Source organism: Citrobacter sp. RHB35-C21, assembly GCF_013816515.1.
In the GTDB taxonomy this organism is placed as follows: domain Bacteria; phylum Pseudomonadota; class Gammaproteobacteria; order Enterobacterales; family Enterobacteriaceae; genus Citrobacter; species Citrobacter braakii.
This window is the reverse complement of sequence record NZ_CP057147.1, coordinates 3,540,902-3,559,281: the sequence shown is the minus strand read 5'-3', so window position 1 is coordinate 3,559,281 and position 18,380 is coordinate 3,540,902. Positions and strand designations below refer to the sequence as shown.

At 49.8% G+C, this 18,380-nt stretch carries 17 protein-coding genes, 5 tRNA genes and 2 other RNA genes; 19 read left to right on the top strand and 5 right to left on the bottom strand.

Annotation, left to right across the window (positions count from 1 at the left end; translation table 11 throughout):
• From tolR to pnuC, 14 genes are all read left to right on the top strand, one after another.
• Entirely contained in the window at window positions 1-429 is a 429-nt protein-coding gene (gene tolR, locus HVZ39_RS17420; RefSeq protein ID WP_003022978.1) for a colicin uptake protein TolR, read from the top strand.
• A 64-nt stretch (window positions 430-493) separates the two neighbouring features.
• On the top strand, window positions 494-1,750 hold the full coding sequence (gene tolA, locus HVZ39_RS17415; protein WP_181632761.1) for a cell envelope integrity protein TolA: 1,257 nt from the start codon (window positions 494-496) through the stop codon (window positions 1,748-1,750).
• A 127-nt stretch (window positions 1,751-1,877) separates the two neighbouring features.
• Complete coding sequence (tolB, locus tag HVZ39_RS17410; protein ID WP_003022981.1) at window positions 1,878-3,170, top strand: Tol-Pal system beta propeller repeat protein TolB; 1,293 nt, start codon at window positions 1,878-1,880, stop codon at window positions 3,168-3,170.
• A 34-nt stretch (window positions 3,171-3,204) separates the two neighbouring features.
• Entirely contained in the window at window positions 3,205-3,723 is a 519-nt protein-coding gene (pal, locus tag HVZ39_RS17405; protein WP_003022983.1) for a peptidoglycan-associated lipoprotein Pal, read from the top strand.
• Between the two features lie 9 nt (window positions 3,724-3,732).
• Complete coding sequence (gene cpoB, locus HVZ39_RS17400) at window positions 3,733-4,521, top strand: cell division protein CpoB (protein WP_016156016.1); 789 nt, start codon at window positions 3,733-3,735, stop codon at window positions 4,519-4,521.
• 165 nt (window positions 4,522-4,686) lie between these two features.
• A tRNA-Lys gene (locus tag HVZ39_RS17395) sits at window positions 4,687-4,762 on the top strand.
• A 26-nt stretch (window positions 4,763-4,788) separates the two neighbouring features.
• A tRNA-Val gene (locus tag HVZ39_RS17390) sits at window positions 4,789-4,864 on the top strand.
• A 3-nt stretch (window positions 4,865-4,867) separates the two neighbouring features.
• A tRNA-Lys gene (locus HVZ39_RS17385) sits at window positions 4,868-4,943 on the top strand.
• Between the two features lie 149 nt (window positions 4,944-5,092).
• Window positions 5,093-5,168 (top strand) — tRNA-Lys (locus HVZ39_RS17380).
• A 32-nt stretch (window positions 5,169-5,200) separates the two neighbouring features.
• Window positions 5,201-5,276, top strand: a tRNA-Lys gene (locus HVZ39_RS17375).
• 29 nt (window positions 5,277-5,305) lie between these two features.
• A non-coding RNA gene (locus HVZ39_RS17370) (RtT sRNA) lies at window positions 5,306-5,431 on the top strand.
• Between the two features lie 29 nt (window positions 5,432-5,460).
• A non-coding RNA gene (locus HVZ39_RS17365) (RtT sRNA) lies at window positions 5,461-5,586 on the top strand.
• 269 nt (window positions 5,587-5,855) lie between these two features.
• Window positions 5,856-6,899 (top strand): quinolinate synthase NadA, encoded by a 1,044-nt coding sequence (nadA, locus tag HVZ39_RS17360; RefSeq protein WP_181632760.1) that lies wholly within the window; start codon window positions 5,856-5,858, stop codon window positions 6,897-6,899.
• Window positions 6,900-6,926: 27 nt separating this feature from the next.
• Window positions 6,927-7,646: a nicotinamide riboside transporter PnuC gene (gene pnuC / locus HVZ39_RS17355; RefSeq protein WP_016152316.1), complete on the top strand. Its 720-nt coding sequence runs from the start codon at window positions 6,927-6,929 to the stop codon at window positions 7,644-7,646.
• Here pnuC and zitB read toward each other — a convergent pair.
• Both zitB and HVZ39_RS17345 read right to left on the bottom strand, forming a co-directional pair.
• On the bottom strand, window positions 7,643-8,584 hold the full coding sequence (zitB, locus tag HVZ39_RS17350) for a CDF family zinc transporter ZitB (protein ID WP_019076308.1): 942 nt from the start codon (window positions 8,582-8,584) through the stop codon (window positions 7,643-7,645). The two genes, pnuC and zitB, sit on opposite strands and share 4 nt — an antisense overlap.
• Window positions 8,585-8,697: 113 nt before the next feature.
• Window positions 8,698-9,072 (bottom strand): YbgS-like family protein, encoded by a 375-nt coding sequence (locus tag HVZ39_RS17345; protein ID WP_016152318.1) that lies wholly within the window; start codon window positions 9,070-9,072, stop codon window positions 8,698-8,700.
• 317 nt (window positions 9,073-9,389) lie between these two features.
• Between HVZ39_RS17345 and aroG the strand changes: the two genes are divergently transcribed.
• The gene (gene aroG, locus HVZ39_RS17340; RefSeq protein WP_016152319.1) at window positions 9,390-10,442 is read left to right on the top strand and encodes a 3-deoxy-7-phosphoheptulonate synthase AroG; all 1,053 of its coding nucleotides are present in this window, start codon (window positions 9,390-9,392) and stop codon (window positions 10,440-10,442) included.
• 154 nt (window positions 10,443-10,596) lie between these two features.
• On the opposite strand, the gene gpmA is transcribed toward aroG, so the two are convergent.
• The gene (gene gpmA, locus HVZ39_RS17335) at window positions 10,597-11,349 is read right to left on the bottom strand and encodes a 2,3-diphosphoglycerate-dependent phosphoglycerate mutase (protein WP_003022999.1); all 753 of its coding nucleotides are present in this window, start codon (window positions 11,347-11,349) and stop codon (window positions 10,597-10,599) included.
• Between the two features lie 407 nt (window positions 11,350-11,756).
• Here gpmA and chbC point away from each other — a divergent pair, with 407 nt between their 5' ends.
• The 4 genes from chbC (at window position 11,757) to chbG (ending at window position 16,147) form a co-directional block, all read left to right on the top strand.
• A complete protein-coding gene (gene chbC / locus HVZ39_RS17330; protein ID WP_181632759.1) occupies window positions 11,757-13,115 on the top strand; it encodes a PTS N,N'-diacetylchitobiose transporter subunit IIC in 1,359 nt (452 codons plus the stop codon).
• Between the two features lie 12 nt (window positions 13,116-13,127).
• The gene (gene chbR, locus HVZ39_RS17325) at window positions 13,128-13,946 is read left to right on the top strand and encodes a transcriptional regulator ChbR (RefSeq protein ID WP_181632758.1); all 819 of its coding nucleotides are present in this window, start codon (window positions 13,128-13,130) and stop codon (window positions 13,944-13,946) included.
• 73 nt (window positions 13,947-14,019) lie between these two features.
• Entirely contained in the window at window positions 14,020-15,411 is a 1,392-nt protein-coding gene (locus HVZ39_RS17320; protein WP_181632757.1) for a 6-phospho-beta-glucosidase, read from the top strand.
• Entirely contained in the window at window positions 15,389-16,147 is a 759-nt protein-coding gene (chbG, locus tag HVZ39_RS17315; protein ID WP_141874991.1) for a chitin disaccharide deacetylase, read from the top strand. The genes HVZ39_RS17320 and chbG overlap by 23 nt, the downstream gene beginning before the upstream one ends.
• Before the next feature lie 50 nt (window positions 16,148-16,197).
• Here chbG and galM read toward each other — a convergent pair whose 3' ends face one another.
• Both galM and galK read right to left on the bottom strand, forming a co-directional pair.
• Complete coding sequence (galM, locus tag HVZ39_RS17310) at window positions 16,198-17,238, bottom strand: galactose-1-epimerase (protein WP_019076309.1); 1,041 nt, start codon at window positions 17,236-17,238, stop codon at window positions 16,198-16,200.
• On the bottom strand, window positions 17,232-18,380 hold the full coding sequence (galK, locus tag HVZ39_RS17305; protein ID WP_181632756.1) for a galactokinase: 1,149 nt from the start codon (window positions 18,378-18,380) through the stop codon (window positions 17,232-17,234). Before galK ends, galM begins: the two co-directional genes overlap by 7 nt.

The window sequence follows — 18,380 nt, the reverse complement described above, 5'->3', positions numbered from 1 at the left end:
ATGGCCAGAACGCGTGGACGAGGTCGTCGCGAACTCAAGTCCGAAATCAATATTGTACCGCTGCTCGACGTACTACTGGTGCTGTTGCTGATCTTTATGGCAACCGCGCCGATTATTACGCAGAGTGTGGAAGTTGACCTGCCGGATGCGACCGAATCGCAAGCTGTCAGCAGTAACGACGAACCGCCGGTCATTATTGAAGTTTCCGGGATAGGGCAATACAGCGTGGTCGTTGAGAAAGATCGTATGGATCAACTGCCGCCGGAGCAGGTTATCGCGGAAGCGAAAAGTCGCCTGCAGACCAATCCGAAAACGGTCTTTTTAATCGGTGGTGCGAAAGACGTGCCTTATGATGAAATAATTAAAGCGCTGAACTTGTTACACAGTGCAGGCGTAAAATCGGTTGGCTTGATGACGCAGCCAATCTGATGACTGCGTTTTGCTGGCTTGAAAGATAGCGCGTAACAGGCGAACAGTTTTTTGGGAACCGAGAGTGTCAAAGGCAACCGAACAAAACGACAAGCTCAAAAGGGCGATAATTATTTCAGCGGTGCTGCATGTCATTTTATTTGCAGCGCTGATCTGGAGTTCGTTCGATGAGCACATTGATGCTTCAGCCGGCGGCGGTGGCGGTTCGTCCATCGACGCCGTTATGGTCGATCCTGGCGCCGTTGTGCAACAGTACGACAGGCAGCAGCAACAGCAGGCAAGTGCTAAACGTGCAGAAGAGCAGCGTGAAAAACAGGCGCAGCAGCAAGCTGAGGAACTTCGCGAGAAGCAGGCGGCCGAGCAAGAGCGACTGAAGCAACTTGAAAAAGAACGTTTAGCCGCGCAGGAAAAAGTGCGCGAACAGGCGGAACAGCAGAAACAGGCCGAAGCCGCCGCCGCGAAAGCGCAAGAGCAACAGAAACAGGCTGAAGAAGCTGCGGCGAAGGCTGCTGCAGACGCGAAGGCCAAAGCTGATGCTCAGGCGAAACAAGCGGCAGATGCCGCGAAGAAAGCCGCTGCGGACGCACAGAAAAAAGCAGAGGCTGAAGCCGCTAAAGCCGCCGCTGATGCGAAGAAAATTGCCGAAGCACAAGCTGCTAAGGCTGCCGTAGACGCTGCGAAGAAAGCTCAGGCTGAAGCCGCCAAGCAAGCAGCAGCCGAGAAAGCTGCTGCGGAGAAAGCAGAAAAAGCCGCTGCCGCGAAAGCTGCCGCTGCTGAAAAGGCTGCGGCTGATAAGAAAGCCGCAGCGGAAAAAGCAGCAGCAGATAAAAAAGCTGCAGCCGAGAAAGCCGCTGCCGATAAGAAAGCTGCGGCAGATAAAGCGGCGGCTGCGAAAAAGGCTGCGGCCGAAAAAGCAGCTGCAGCCTCTGGCGTTGACGACTTGTTAGGCGACTTAAGCTCCGGTAAGAATGCACCGAAATCAGGTGGTGGAGCGAAAGGAAACGGTCAACCGGCGAAAGATAGTGGTACAAGTGGTGCAAATGGCGGTGCATCTGGCGCTGATATCAGTGCTTACGCATCTCAAATTCGTAATGCGATCCAGAGCCGCCTGTATGGTGCCGATTTGTATGCGGGTAAATCTTGCGTATTACATATCAAGTTAGCACCCGATGGTCTGTTACTGGATGTGACCGAAGAGGGCGGAGATCCGGCATTGTGCCAGGCTGCGCTGACGGCTGCGAAAACAGCCAGAATTCCTAAACCGCCTAGCCAGGCTGTTTATGAAAAAGTAAAAGATGCCAAGCTGGACTTTAAACTGTAATAACGTCCCTGAGAATTCAGGGGAAACGGTCTAAGGTTGAGACAGTGTTCTGGTAGTTTTGTGTATTTGAGTTTGTTAACATTCTGCTAAATTATCGTGGGCTTTCCGTCCAGATAAGGGAGATATGATGAAGCAGGCATTACGAGTAGCATTTGGTTTTCTGATGCTGTGGGCAGCGGTGCTGCACGCAGAAGTACGTATCGAGATCACCCAGGGGGTGGACTCGGCACGCCCGATTGGTGTTGTCCCCTTCCAGTGGGCAGGGCCGGGTGCTGCACCTGAAGATATCGGTGGTATCGTAGGCGCTGACCTGCGTAACAGCGGTAAATTTAATCCGTTAGACCGTTCTCGTCTGCCGCAGCAGCCGGGTACCGCACAGGAAGTTCAACCTGCCGCATGGTCTGCGCTGGGTATTGATGCCGTGGTAGTAGGTCAGGTTACGCCAAATCCGGATGGTTCCTACAGCGTTGCTTATCAACTGGTAGATACCGGTGGCGCACCGGGTACCGTACTGGCACAGAACACCTATAAAGTGAACAAGCAGTGGTTGCGTTACGCGGGACATACTGCAAGTGACGAAGTGTTTGAAAAACTGACCGGTATTAAAGGTGCATTCCGTACCCGTATCGCTTATGTTGTTCAGACGAACGGCGGCCAGTTCCCGTACGAATTACGTGTATCCGACTACGATGGCTACAACCAGTTCGTGGTACACCGTTCTCCGCAGCCGCTGATGTCTCCGGCATGGTCTCCGGACGGTTCAAAGCTGGCATACGTCACTTTCGAAAGCGGTCGTTCTGCGCTGGTTATTCAGACATTGTCTAATGGCGCGGTTCGTCAGGTAGCGTCGTTCCCACGTCACAACGGTGCACCTGCGTTTTCTCCGGATGGCAGCAAACTGGCGTTTGCCCTGTCTAAAACCGGTAGCCTGAACCTGTATGTCATGGACATTGGTTCCGGTCAGATCCGTCAGGTGACGGATGGTCGCAGCAACAACACGGAACCTACCTGGTTCCCGGACAGCCAAAACCTGGCCTTTACCTCTGACCAGGCCGGTCGTCCGCAGGTATATAAAGTTAACGTCAACGGCGGTGCTCCGCAGCGTATTACCTGGGAAGGTTCGCAAAACCAGGATGCGGATGTGAGCAGCGACGGTAAGTTTATGGTAATGGTAAGCTCAGCCAATGGTCAGCAGCACATTGCCAAACAAGATCTGGTAGCGGGTGGCGTACAAGTCCTGTCGTCAACGTTCCTGGATGAAACGCCAAGTCTGGCACCTAACGGCACTATGGTAATCTACAGCTCTTCTCAGGGGATGGGATCCGTGCTGAATTTGGTTTCTACAGATGGGCGTTTCAAAGCGCGTCTTCCGGCAACTGATGGTCAGGTCAAATTCCCTGCCTGGTCGCCGTATCTGTGATAATACATAATTGATTAATAAAGGAATCATTGAAATGCAACTGAACAAAGTGCTGAAAGGGCTGATGATTGCTCTGCCTGTTATGGCTATTGCAGCGTGTTCTTCTAACAAGAACGCCAGCAATGACGGCAGCGAAGGCATGCTGGGTGCCGGCACTGGTATGGATGCAAACGGCAGCGGCAACATGTCTTCTGAAGAGCAAGCGCGTCTTCAGATGCAACAGCTGCAGCAGAACAACATCGTTTACTTCGATCTGGACAAGTACGATATCCGTTCTGACTTCGCTGCAATGCTGGATGCTCACGCTAACTTCCTGCGTAGCAACCCGTCTTACAAAGTCACCGTAGAAGGTCATGCGGACGAACGTGGTACTCCTGAGTACAACATCTCCCTGGGTGAGCGTCGTGCAAACGCCGTTAAGATGTACCTGCAGGGTAAAGGCGTTTCTGCTGACCAGATCTCCATCGTTTCTTACGGTAAAGAAAAACCTGCAGTACTGGGTCATGACGAAGCGGCTTACGCCAAAAACCGTCGCGCCGTACTGGTTTACTAAGAGAATTGCATGAGCAGTAACTTCAGACATCACCTGTTGAGTCTGTCGTTACTGGTTGGCATAGCGGCCCCTTGGGCCGCTTTTGCACAGGCGCCAATCAGTAGTGTCGGCTCAGGCTCGGTCGAAGACCGTGTCACTCAACTCGAGCGTATTTCTAACGCTCACAGTCAGCTTTTAACCCAACTCCAGCAACAACTCTCCGATAATCAGTCCGATATCGATTCCCTGCGTGGTCAAATTCAGGAAAATCAATATCAACTGAATCAGGTTGTTGAGCGACAGAAGCAGATATTGCTGCAGATGAATAATCTTGGCAGCGGTAGTGCGCCTGCGGCACAGTCTACAGGTGGCGATCAGAGTGGGGCGGCAACCCCTGCACCTGATGCGGGAGCTGCAGCAACGTCAGGTGCTCCCGTGCAAACTGGCGATGCGAATACCGATTACAATGCAGCGATTGCTCTGGTGCAGGATAAATCCCGCCAGGATGACGCAATTGAAGCATTTCAGAACTTCATCAAAAAGTACCCGGACTCTACTTACCTGCCCAATGCGAATTACTGGCTGGGTCAGTTGAATTACAACAAGGGTAAAAAAGATGATGCTGCGTTCTATTTTGCTTCGGTAGTTAAAAACTTCCCAAAATCACCTAAGGCTGCAGACGCGATGTATAAAGTCGGCGTCATCATGCAGGACAAAGGTGACACAGCAAAAGCTAAAGCGGTTTATCAGCAGGTTATCACTAAATATCCTGGCACTGATGGCGCAAAACAAGCGCAAAAACGCCTTGGCGCGATGTAATGACCACCATGCGACCAGAAATCGTGTTATTTCTGGTCGTGTCGTGTGATTCCTAAGCAGTTGAGTTATTTACATCGAAATTTTTGTTGCGCTAAAATCTGAAATCAGTAATATATGCCGCCGTTGCCAAGGGATATCAAACAGCCCGAAAGCGGCGAAAAAAGTGGGGCGTTAGCTCAGTTGGTAGAGCAGTTGACTTTTAATCAATTGGTCGCAGGTTCGAATCCTGCACGCCCCACCACTTAATGCAGTATCCAGCGTAGTATCGGGTGATTAGCTCAGCTGGGAGAGCACCTCCCTTACAAGGAGGGGGTCGGCGGTTCGATCCCGTCATCACCCACCACTCGGGGCGTTAGCTCAGTTGGTAGAGCAGTTGACTTTTAATCAATTGGTCGCAGGTTCGAATCCTGCACGCCCCACCAACTTTAACATTGTACTCAGGTGTTAAACGTGAAGGATAACGTTGCTTTAGCAACGGCCCGTTAGGGCGAGACGAAGTCGAGTCATCCTGCACGCCCCACCAATTCTTATATTGGTGTCGAGTAAAGAATTTTTCAGGTGACATCCGAGCGGGTCGTTAGCTCAGTTGGTAGAGCAGTTGACTTTTAATCAATTGGTCGCAGGTTCGAATCCTGCACGACCCACCATCCTGAATAATTGAAGCAGTAAACCCCATACGGGGGCGTTAGCTCAGTTGGTAGAGCAGTTGACTTTTAATCAATTGGTCGCAGGTTCGAATCCTGCACGCCCCACCAGTGTAAAAAGGCGCCCTAAAGGCGCCTTTTTGCTATCTGCGATTTATAAGATTCGAACCTGCAGCAGGTTCGGGTCGAACGCAGTGAGACAACGGAGCCGTTCACGGCGACGGCCCGAAGGGCAAGCGAAGCGAGTCATCCTGCACGCCCCACCAGTGTAAAAAGGCGCCCTAAAGGCGCCTTTTTGCTATCTGCGATTTATAAGATTCGAACCTGCAGCAGGTTCGGGTCGAACGCAGTGAGACAACGGAGCCGTTCACGGCGACGGCCCGAAGGGCAAGCGAAGCGAGTCATCCTGCACGCCCCACCAGTGTAAAAAGGCGCCCTAAAGGCGCCTTTTTGCTATCTGCGATTTATAAGATTGCCTGATGTCCTTTGCTTATCAGCCTACAGACGACACTACTCGTGTAGGCCGGATAAGACGTCAGACGCCATCCGGCATTCATCACACGCAATTATTGTGACTTTTCTGCACCAATCCGCTATCTTGTTTAGCATACAAAACAAATCAAACCGAATATGGCGTGTGTCACGCTTTTAATCGGTTATTTCGTTAAGCCAGTGAAACGAGAAAGCAAGATGAGCGTGATGTTTGATCCAGAAGCAGCAATTTATCCGTTTCCGCCGAAGCCAGTACCGCTAAGTGTGGATGAAAAGCAATTTTATCGTGAAAAAATCAAGCGCCTGCTGAAAGAGCGTGATGCCGTTATGGTCGCGCATTATTACACCGATCCTGAAATTCAGCAGTTAGCGGAAGAGACCGGGGGCTGTATTTCTGATTCTCTGGAGATGGCGCGGTTCGGTGCAAAGCATTCTGCCTCTACGCTGCTGGTTGCGGGCGTGAGGTTTATGGGAGAAACTGCCAAAATTCTCAGCCCGGAAAAGACCATCCTGATGCCGACCTTACAGGCGGAATGTTCATTAGATCTGGGCTGTCCGATTGACGCGTTCAGCGCATTTTGCGACGCGCATCCGGATCGTACCGTGGTGGTTTACGCCAATACCTCTGCTGCCGTTAAAGCACGTGCGGACTGGGTCGTGACTTCCAGTATCGCGGTTGAACTTATTGAACATCTTGATAGTTTAGGTGAAAAAATCATCTGGGCTCCGGACAAACATTTGGGCAACTACTTGCAAAAACAGACCGGCGCAGACGTGCTCTGTTGGCAGGGCGCCTGTATCGTCCACGACGAGTTTAAAACCCAGGCTTTAACACGCATGAAAGGGCTTTACCCTGATGCCGCGGTGCTGGTGCACCCGGAGTCCCCTCAGTCTATCGTTGATATGGCAGATGCGGTTGGCTCAACCAGCCAGCTCATCAACGCGGCTAAATCGTTACCGCATAAGCAGTTGATTGTGGCGACTGACCGGGGCATTTTTTACAAAATGCAGCAGGCCGTTCCGGATAAAGAGCTGCTTGAAGCTCCGACGGCTGGCGAGGGGGCAACCTGTCGCAGCTGTGCGCATTGTCCGTGGATGGCGATGAATGGCCTGAAAGCGATTGCTGAGGGCCTGGAACATGGCGGCGCGGCTCATGAGATACATGTTGAGGACTCGCTGAGAGAAGGGGCGCTGTTGCCGTTAAACCGTATGTTGGAATTTGCGGCTACACTTCGAGCGTAATTATTTATTTTTGCTCTGGGGGAAAAGATGGACTTTTTTAGCACGCAGAACATTCTGGTACATATTCCGATTGGCGCGGGTGGTTACGATTTGTCGTGGATCGAAGCCGTGGGAACGATCGCCGGGTTGCTGTGTATTGGCCTGGCGAGCCTTGAGAAAATCAGCAATTACTTCTTCGGTCTGATAAACGTCACGCTGTTTGCAATTATCTTCTTTCAGATCCAGCTCTATGCCAGCTTGTTGCTGCAAGTTTTCTTCTTTGCCGCAAATATCTACGGCTGGTATGCCTGGTCCCGGCAAACCAACCAGCATGAAGCGGAACTGAAAATTCGCTGGCTACCGCTTCCAAAAGCGATCGGCTGGCTGGCGGCTTGCGTGGTGGCGATCGGCCTGATGTCGATCTATATCGATCCGGTCTTTGCGTTCCTGACAGGCATTGCAGTGAATATTATGCAGGCATTGGGATTACAGGTTGTTGTGCCTGAACTACAACCCGATGCATTCCCGTTCTGGGACTCCTGCATGATGGTGCTGTCGATTGCAGCGATGATCCTGATGACGCGCAAATACGTTGAAAACTGGCTGCTGTGGGTGATCATTAACGTCATTAGCGTTGTGATCTTTGCCCTGCAAGGCGTATATGCCATGTCGCTGGAATATATGATCCTGACGGTTATCGCCCTGAACGGTAGCAGGATGTGGATTAACAGTGCACGTGAGCGGGGTTCCCACGCGCTTTCTCATTAATGGTGATGATGTGAATGGCCGGACACGCCCTGATACAGGTGACAGTCCGGCCCATTGCACGGCTGATACTCCATCTGGATTGTGGCGTGTTCAATCTGGTAGTGATGGATAAGGAAATGCTGAATACGCTCCAGCAACGCATCGTGATCGTGTGGCGGGATCACCTGAACATGCAGCGTCATTACCGGTTTTTCGCCCACCATCCAGACATGGACATGGTGAACGTTGCGGACTTCAGGAATATCCCGGCTGAGATGGCGCTGCAGTGCGGCGATATCCAGCGTCAGCGGGGCACCTTCCAGTAATTCATTAACGCTATCTTTTAGCAATCGCCAGGCGCTACGCAGCACCAGCACGGAAACCAGAATCGAGAGAATTGGGTCCGCGGGTGTCCAGCCCGTCCAGATAATAATCAGCGCAGCGATGATTGCCCCGACCGAGCCAAGTAAATCGCCCATCACATGCAGCGCCGCGGCGCGGACGTTCAGATTTTTCTCTTCACTGCCGCGATGTAAAACCCAAAAAGCGAGCACGTTGGCCAGTAGACCCGCGACAGCAATAACCATCATCATGCCGCCAGCCACGGGGCGAGGTGTCTGGAAGCGCTCAATCGCCTCCCAGACGATTAAAATGGTGATAACGACCAATGCGATGGCATTAACAAATGCGGCCAGCGTCGTGAGCCTCAGCCAACCGAAGGTGTGTCGTATTGTGGGCGGGCGACGGGAAAAACGGACGGCCAGCAGCGCGAAAAGCAGCGCCGCAGCATCCGTGAGCATATGCCCTGCGTCGGCCAGCAAGGCCAGTGAACCAGAAAGTATTCCACCCACCACTTCAACCAACATAAATCCGGCTGTAATGCAGAATGCGAACATCAGTCGGCGGGCATTATTGTCCTTGGGTTGCTCAGAGGAAGTATGAGTATGTGCGTGAGCCATTATGCCATCCCTTTGTTATTCTCATCTTTACTGTATGCCATCATACCGTTTTTGGGATGATAAAATTAAAAAGGAGAGCTATTGCTCTCCCATTATTAGCTTTAATTTCAGCGTTACTGCGTGGTGCCATCAGTTTTTGTGTCAACATCATTGTTGATGCCGTTTCCGGTCTCAACCTTCTTATTCACATCAGGGCAGCGACCGTCCTTACACATAGTGTTTTTGTGCATCTCATCTTTGGTCATCCCTTCATGGTTCATTGATGAACCGTCCGGGTGCAGCATTGTGCCACCTGAATTCACGTTACTGTTGTCGACATTATTTGGCGCCACGTTTTCGCGGGCGTCTGGGGCGACTTGTCCTGCATCAGCCGAGGAATTTGCCTGACCGTTATTGGACTGCGCGTTGCTTTCAGCAGCTAGTGCCGCGCCACTGGCGAGGCTGAGTGTAGCGGTAAGGAAGAGTGAAGCCAGCTTTGTCATATGCATAATATGCTCCTGTTAAGGTCGATATGTCGGATAACGTCTTCCAACAGTGCATGTGCCAGTTACATCATCAATATGTGGTTAATCGTTTTGCTATGGAAATTAAAACCAGCATAGAATCTTGAAATCTATGAAAATTAAAGCTGTTACAGTTAGAAATTGTAGTTTGGATCTCGTTTTTCGCTACTTTATTGCGTTTTTTTGGCCAATTCCAGGATTAATCCGTCCAAAGTGTAAAACCCCGTTTACACTTTATGACTGAAGATATAGATTGGAGGGATTGCATTCATTTATATAAGTATGGCAACGCTGGAATAATCATGAATTATCAGAACGACGATTTACGCATTAAAGAGATCAACGAGTTATTACCACCAGTCGCACTGCTGGAAAAATTCCCCGCTACTGAAAATGCCGCCAATACGGTGGCTCATGCCCGTAAGGCGATTCATAAAATTCTGAAAGGGAGCGACGATCGCCTTCTGGTGGTGATTGGGCCGTGCTCTATTCATGATCCGGCAGCTGCCAAAGAGTATGCCACTCGTCTGCTGGCGCTGCGCGAAGCGTTAAAAGGTGAGCTTGAAATCGTCATGCGCGTCTATTTTGAAAAACCGCGTACCACCGTTGGCTGGAAAGGGCTTATCAACGACCCGCACATGGACAACAGCTTCCAGATCAATGATGGGCTGCGCATTGCGCGTAAACTGCTGCTGGATATCAACGACAGCGGATTGCCGACTGCGGGTGAATTCCTCGATATGATCACCCCACAATATCTCGCCGATCTGATGAGCTGGGGCGCGATTGGGGCACGTACAACAGAATCTCAGGTGCACCGCGAGCTGGCATCGGGTCTGTCCTGCCCGGTTGGTTTTAAAAACGGTACCGATGGCACCATCAAAGTGGCGATTGATGCAATCAACGCTGCTGGGGCACCGCACTGCTTCCTGTCTGTCACCAAATGGGGTCATTCAGCGATCGTGAATACCAGTGGTAATGGCGATTGCCATATCATTCTGCGCGGTGGCAAAGAGCCGAACTACAGCGCTCAGCACGTTGCGGACGTGAAAGAAGGTCTGGTCAAAGCAGGACTCTCTGCGCAAGTGATGATCGACTTCAGCCATGCCAACTCCAGCAAGCAGTTCAAAAAGCAGATGGATGTTGCTAAGGATGTTTGCGGACAAGTCGCCGGTGGCGAAAAAGCAATTATTGGCGTGATGATCGAAAGCCATTTGGTGGAAGGTAATCAGAATCCGGATAGCGGTGAGCCGCTGACCTACGGTAAGAGCATCACCGACGCCTGCATTGGTTGGGAAGATACCGATGCGGTGTTGCGTCAACTGGCGGATGCGGTAAAAGCGCGTCGCGGTTAACCAAGTCCCGTAGGCCTGAGAGGCGTAGCGCCATCAGGCATTCCGGTGCAGGCTGCCGGATGGGGCGATGTCTTATCCGGCCTACATTTTCTTGTAGGGCCGAAATAAAAAAGCGTGGAGGAATCCACGCTTTGTCTTTAACTTACCGAGAAAATTACTTCGCTTTACCCTGGTTCGCAACGGCCGCCGCTTTTGCTGCGATCTCGTCAGCGTTACCCAGATAGTAGTGTTTGATCGGCTTGAAGTTTTCGTCGAACTCATACACCAGCGGTACGCCGGTCGGGATGTTCAGTTCAAGGATCTCATCTTCGCCCATGTTATCCAGGTATTTAACCAGCGCACGCAGAGAGTTACCGTGAGCGGCGATAATTACGCGCTCACCGCTTTTCATGCGCGGCAGAATGGTTTCATTCCAGTAAGGGATAACGCGATCGATGGTCAGCGCCAGGCTTTCGGTAACCGGTAACTCTTTGTCGGTCAGCTTCGCATAACGCGGATCGTGACCCGGGTAACGCTCGTCGTCTTTGGTCAGTTCCGGCGGGGTAACCGCAAAGCCGCGACGCCACTGCTTAACCTGCTCATCACCGTATTTTTCCGCGGTTTCTGCTTTGTTCAAACCCTGCAGCGCACCGTAATGGCGTTCGTTCAGTTTCCAGGATTTCTCAACCGGCAGCCAGGCCTGATCCAGTTCGTCCAGTACGTTCCACAGGGTGTGGATGGCACGTTTCAGCACGGAGGTATAAGCAAAATCAAAGCTGTAGCCTTCCTCTTTCAGCAGTTTTCCTGCCGCTTTTGCTTCGCCCACGCCTTTCTCGGACAGATCAACATCATACCAACCGGTAAAACGGTTTTCGTTGTTCCACTGACTTTCACCGTGACGTACCAGAACCAGCTTAGTTACAGCCATACATTCACTCCTATAAATCATATCGAATGATAATAATTCTCATTATATTGCCGTAATGTGTAAGCGGCAATGCTTATCCTTATACAATAGCGAAAATTAGTCATTAATGTAAGAAACATGTAAATGAGAGGTTGTGTAGGGAGAGCAAGGTGAGTGACTGAGCACCTGAGAGAAAAGGGGCGAGATTTTCAGTGAATACAGAGCCTGAAAATTGTTCAAAATGTGAAAATCCTCATACCAAAAAGTCAATCAAACGGAATTCAAGTACCTTACTCATTACTACCTTTGAATCTCTTCAAGTATGCTATTCATAATTTCTGAGTAAATGTTCGAACGATTAATTTTCCGTCAAAGAATTTCACAATAATTCATTTCCTTATCAGATGTCATATTTGAGGATATTTATCATGTCAGGTGCAATAAGCTCTCTGGAAAGGGGGATCTTACCTGTTGCCGTAAAACTGGGAAAACAGGTACATGTCAATGCCATTAAAAATGGCTTTATCAGGTTAATGCCTTTAACGCTGGTTGGGGCAATGTTTGTTCTTATTAACAATGTGCTACTTAATTTTGGTGAAGGATCATTCTTCTGGTCAATGGGGGTGCGGCTGGATGGAGGAACAATTGCTTCTCTGGAACAATTAAAAGTCATTGGTGGCAGCGTTTATAACGGCACGCTGGGGATAATGTCATTAATGACACCATTTTTTATTGGTATGGCACTTGCTGAAGAGCGTAAAGTCGATGCTCTGGCCGCTGGCTTATTATCAATCGCGTCTTTTATGACCGTAACACCATTTACCGTAGAGCAGGCGAGTGCCATTGGCGCAAACTGGCTTGGTGGCGCGAATATTATCTCAGGGATTGTAATAGGTCTGGTCGTTGCTGAGATGTTTGCTTTTATTATCCGCCGTCAATGGGTTATCAAGCTACCCGATAGCGTACCGGAGTCAGTCTCTCGTTCATTTACTGCTTTGCTCCCCGGTTTCATCATTCTTTTAATTATGGGGCTCATGTCATGGGGGCTTTCTCTGGCGGGTACCCATTTCCACCAGGTGATTATTAATTCGATCTCCACTCCACTGGCGTCACTTGGCAGTATTGTGGGATGGGCATATGTCATATTTAATTCATTACTCTGGTTTTTCGGCGTGCACGGAGGCCTGGCGCTAACTGCGCTGAATAGCGGTATCCTCGGCCCGTGGGGAATGGAAAACATGGCGACCTACACCCATTTTGGTTCTGTCGATGCAGCACTGGCCGCGGGTAAAAGCTTCCACTTTTGGACAGGCCCAATGCTGGAATCGTATGTTTACCTTGGGGGAACGGGAGCGACGCTTGGTCTGATTTTTGCCATTTTTATTGCCTCGCGCCGTGCGGATTATCGTCAGGTGGCCAAAATGGCGCTGCCGTCGGGACTCTTTAATATTAACGAGCCTATTTTGTTTGGCTTGCCAATCATTATGAATCCAGTGTTGATGATCCCCTTTGTGCTTATTCAGCCAATCCTGGCGGGAATCACCCTGCTGGTGTATTCATTAGGTATTATCCCCCCATCCACAAACTTTGCACCGTGGACGATGCCGCCTGGACTGGGAGCATTTTTCAATTCAAATGGTAGTGTTGCCGCTTTGATTATGGCATTAGTGAATCTTGCCATGGCAACGATAATTTATCTGCCATTTGTTGTGATTGCTAATAAAGCGCAAAACGTTATTGATGAGGAAGAGAGCGAGGAAGATATCGCTAATGCTTTGAAGTTTTAATGAGGAACTACCATGGAAATTAACACCGTTCATGAAAATCAGTTTTTAAAGGGTAAGGATTTTTACTTCTTTATCCTTGATAAAACGGAGAGTATTAGTGGATTACACCAGCATGATTATTATGAGTTTACCCTTGTGCTGACGGGAAGTTGTTGTCAGGAGATTAATGGTAAACACGTTATAATGGAGCGTGGTGATTTTGTGTTTATTCCTGTGGGGTCATATCATCAAACTTTTTATGATTACGGCGTTACTCGCATTTTAAATATGGGAGTAAGTAAATGCTATTTTGATGAACATTATTTGAATATGCTGCCCTCATGTTTTGTGGCATCACAACGTTATACGATGTCAAATGCATTTTTGACCTACATAGAATCTACATTATCAACGTTGGGCGTACATCAGAGCGAGTGCGATGAATTCAATAAATTACTTACTTTTTATATCGTCAATCGGCTACAGCATTATGAAGACAATCCACGGTCAGATTCCGTGCCCGGCTGGTTATCTCAACTGATAAGAGAAATGCACAAAAAATCAATGTTTGCAGATCAGGCATTAAATAATATGGTCAGACTCTCCGGAAAAACCCAATCGTATCTTACGCGTGCAACAAATCGTTATTACCAGAAAACACCTGGGCAAATAATTAATGATATTCGTATTGATTATTGTAAAAGGCAGTTGGAGACAACTAATTTTTCTGTGACGGATATTGCTTTTGAAGCTGGTTTCAGTAGCCCAGGGATTTTTATTAATAATTTTAAAAAATTGACATCATTTACGCCGGGTAATTATTGCCGACAGTTGGTCAATGCAAATCATTAGCACTATTGGTATCAAGTGCTATTGAGTTAAGTAAATAACAACAGATTGCAGGAGACTGCTTTCAGGAGTCGAAATGAAAAAATTAAAAGTAGTCACCATTGGGGGAGGCAGTAGCTATACTCCGGAATTGCTCGATGGATTTATTAAGCGCTATCACGAGTTACCTGTCAGCGAGTTATGGCTGGTGGATGTTGAAGAAGGTCAAGCCAAACTCGATATCATTTTCGCGTTATGCCAGCGTATGGTGGCGAAGGCGGGCGTGCCGATGACCATCCATAAAAGTCTTAACCGGCAGGAAGCGTTACAAAATGCGGATTTTGTTACTACACAATTTCGAGTTGGGCAGCTAAAGGCACGTGAGCAGGATGAGCGTATTCCGTTGTCACAGGGGTATCTGGGGCAAGAGACCAATGGCGCCGGTGGGCTATTCAAGGGGCTACGTACAATACCTGTTATTTTAGATATTGTGCAAGATGTACAGAATATTTGTCCTCAGGCCTGGATTATTAACTTTACCAACCCTGCAGGAATGGTAACAGAAGCTGTATATCGCTATACCGATTTTAAACGTTTTATTGGTGTCTGCAATGTCCCGATAGGAATGCGGATGTTGTTAGAAGATCTATTGGCGTTAACCAAACAAGATGACGTTTCTCTTGATCTGTTTGGGTTGAATCATTTGGTTTTCATTCGTGATGTTTGGGTAAATGGGCAATCACGTTTTGCTGAGGTAATGGAACGGGTTGCTTCGGGAACGATTGGCGGCAGTTCGGTCAAAAATATTTATAGTCTACCGTTTAGTGAAGGTTTGTTACGTTCACTTAATTTACTACCGTGTTCATATCTTCTCTATTATTTCAAACATAAAGAGATGTTGGCGATAGAAATAGGTGAGTATTACAAAGGTAACGTGCGCGCACAGATAGTTCAGAAGTTGGAAAAACAGCTATTTGAAATCTATAAAAATCCTCAGTTGGATACTAAACCTGCGGAACTTGAAGCCCGTGGGGGAGCTTACTATTCAGATGCGGCTTGCGAAGTAATTAATGCTATTTATAACGATAAGCAAACTGAACATTATATTAATGTACCGCATCATGGACATATTGATAATATCCCAGCGGATTGGGCTGTAGAAATGACCTGTTTGCTGGGTAAGCATGGCGCTACACCACACCCGCGTATTACGCATTTTGATGAGAAAGTGCTGGGGTTGATCCACACCATAAAAGCGTTTGAAATCGCTGCTTCACATGCATCCCTGAGCGGTCAGTTTAACGACATTTTGCTGGCGTTGAATCTTAATCCATTGGTGAATTCAGACCTGGGCGCTGAAGTTTTGGCGCGGGAAATGCTGCTGGCTAATCAACAGTATTTGCCCCAGTTTGCTGATGCTTTTCACTTATTCCTGAAACCAGACAATCAACCAAAGGACCAGCGACATGATGAAATTATTGATTGTTAATGCCGATGATTTTGGACTAAGCCCGGGGGTAAATTACGGCATTATTGAGGCACATCGCCATGGCTTAGTTACCTCAACGACAGCAATGATGAATGCCGGGGGTATCGAACATGCGGCGGAGATCAGCGCTGATTATCCCTTGCTAGGTGTTGGTTTACATTTTGTTCTCAGTTATGGCAGACCACTGTCCGCGATGCCTTCCCTGGTGAGAGAAGGTCATTTAGGGAAATGGGTGTGGGAGGTAGCAAAACAGGGCTCACTGGCAGATGAGGATATTGTGGCTGAATTACACCAGCAGTTTGACCGCTTTGTCTCGCTTTTTGGGCGTCAGCCAACCCATATTGATAGCCATCATCATGTCCATTTTATTCCTCAGGTCTGGCAGCATGTGTCAGATTTTGCACGTAAAAAAGGCGTACCAGTACGCCTCGACTGGCAGGCGATCCGGCAGCAAAATATCCCGGTACAAGGGGTACGCGGAGTTGAACGCTTTATCAATGATTTTTATGCTGAAAATGTCTCTGATCGCTTCGTTCTTGAAGCGCTAAGACGGGCAACACTGGGTGATGAACAATCTGTCGAGCTGATGTGTCATCCTGCTTTTATCGACAAAACAGGCATGGCCAGCAGTTATTGTTTTCCGCGACTGGATGAACTGGAGGTACTGACTTCGCCTGCACTGCAACGTGCAGTGGTGGAGTTGGGATTCCGGCTGGGAACCTATCGCGATCTGTGATGAATTACCCGGCGGTTTACATCGCCGGGCATTTTACATTGAGGACGACATCAGGCTGGAATAAACTGATATTCCGTCACGCTGGCATACTCTTCACCCGGACGCAGGAAGCAATCCGCCTGTGGCCACTCGGGGTGGTTCGGGCTGTCCGGCAGAAATTCACTTTCCAGCGCCAGGCCTTGCCAGTCTTCGTAGGCCTCTGGCCCGCGGGAAGGCGTACCACCGAGGAAATTACCGGAGTAAAACTGCAATGCCGGGGCCGAGGTGTAGACCACCATCTGCAGTTTTTCATCCTGTGACCACAACTGAGCGACCGGCGTACGCGCGTTGCCCTGTGCCTGAAGCAGGAAGGCGTGATCGTAACCTTTCACCTTGCGCTGATCGTCATCGGCCAGAAATTCACTACTGATGATTTTAGGGGTGCGGAAATCGAACGTGCTACCGGCGACGGATTTCAGTCCATCATGCGGGATACCCATTTCGTCAACCGGTAAGTACTCGTCCGCCAGAATTTGCAGCTTATGCTGGCGCACATCCGTTTTATCGCCGTCGAGGTTAAAATAGACGTGATTTGTCAGATTCACCGGGCAGGGTTTATCGACCGTGGCACGATAAGTTATCGAAATACGATTATCATCAGTCAGGCGATACTGCGCGGTGGCGCAAAGATGGCCTGGGAAGCCCTGATCGCCATCGTCAGACGTTAAGGCGAACAGCACCTGACGGTCATTCTGATTGACTATCTGCCAGCGACGTTTGTCGAAACCGTCTGGTCCGCCGTGCAGTTGGTTATTGCCCTGACTTGGCAGTAATTCAACGGTTTCGCCAGCAAAGGTATAGCGGCTGTTGGCGATACGGTTCGCGTAGCGGCCAATCGAAGCCCCCAGAAATGCAGCCTGTTCCGGGTATTGTTCCGGACTGGCGCAGCCGAGTAATGCTTCGCGCACGCTACCATCGCTAAGCGGAATACGCGCAGAGAGCAGGGTCGCACCCCAGTCCATGAGCGTGACTACCATCCCTGCGTCATTGCGCAGGGTGAGCAGGCGAAACGGTTGACCGTCCGGAGCCTGCACGGGGATTTCGTTTAACATTGTCCGGCTCCTTGTGAAGGTTTGCAGACGTAGAATGTTTCTTTAATACCGGTTTTTGCCTCGTACTGTGTGGCGACAGCCTGCTGTACGGCAGGAACCAAATCTTGTGGGATCAGCGCCACGATGCAGCCGCCGAAGCCGCCGCCGGTCATCCGCACACCGCCTTTATCACCGATGGTCGCTTTGACAATCTCTACCAGCGTATCAATTTGCGGCACCGTGATTTCAAAGTCATCGCGCATTGAGGCGTGAGATTCCGCCATCAGCTGGCCCATGCGCAGCAGGTCGCCTTTTTCCAGTGCCTGTGCGGCTTCAACGGTACGCGCATTTTCCGTGATGACGTGGCGCACGCGTTTGGCAACAATCGGATCCAGCTCGTGGGCGACAGCGTTAAACGTTTCGAGGCTGACATCACGCAGCGCTGGCTGCTGGAAGAAACGCGCGCCAGTTTCACACTGTTCGCGACGGGTGTTGTATTCGCTACCGACCAGCGTGCGTTTAAAGTTGCTGTTGATGATCACCACCGCTACACCCTCAGGCATAGAAACGGCTTTGGTGCCCAGCGTACGGCAGTCGATCAGCAGCGCATGATCTTTCTTGCCAAGTGCGGAGATCAGCTGATCCATGATGCCGCAGTTACAACCTACAAACTGGTTTTCAGCTTCCTGGCCATTCAGGGCAATCTGCGCGCCGTCGAGCGGCAGATGATAGAGTTGCTGGAATACCGTACCAACAGCGACTTCCAGTGAGGCAGAAGAGCTTAAGCCCGCACCCTGCGGGACGTTACCGCTGATCACCAGATCCGCGCCGCCAAAGGCGTTATTGCGCTTTTGCAGATGTTTTACCACGCCACGCACGTAGTTTGACCACTGCTGGCTGTCGTGGGCGATAATTGGCGCATCGAGAGAGAACTCATCAACCTGATTGTCGTAATCAGCGGCGATGACGCGTACTTTTCGATCGTCGCGGGCCGCGCAACTGATGACGGTTTGATAGTCGATGGCGCAGGGCAAAACGAAGCCGTCGTTATAATCGGTATGTTCGCCGATCAGGTTTACACGACCCGGTGCCTGAATAGTATGGGTGGCAGGGTAGCCAAACGTTTCTGTAAACAGAGATTGTGTTTTTTCTTTCAGACTCAT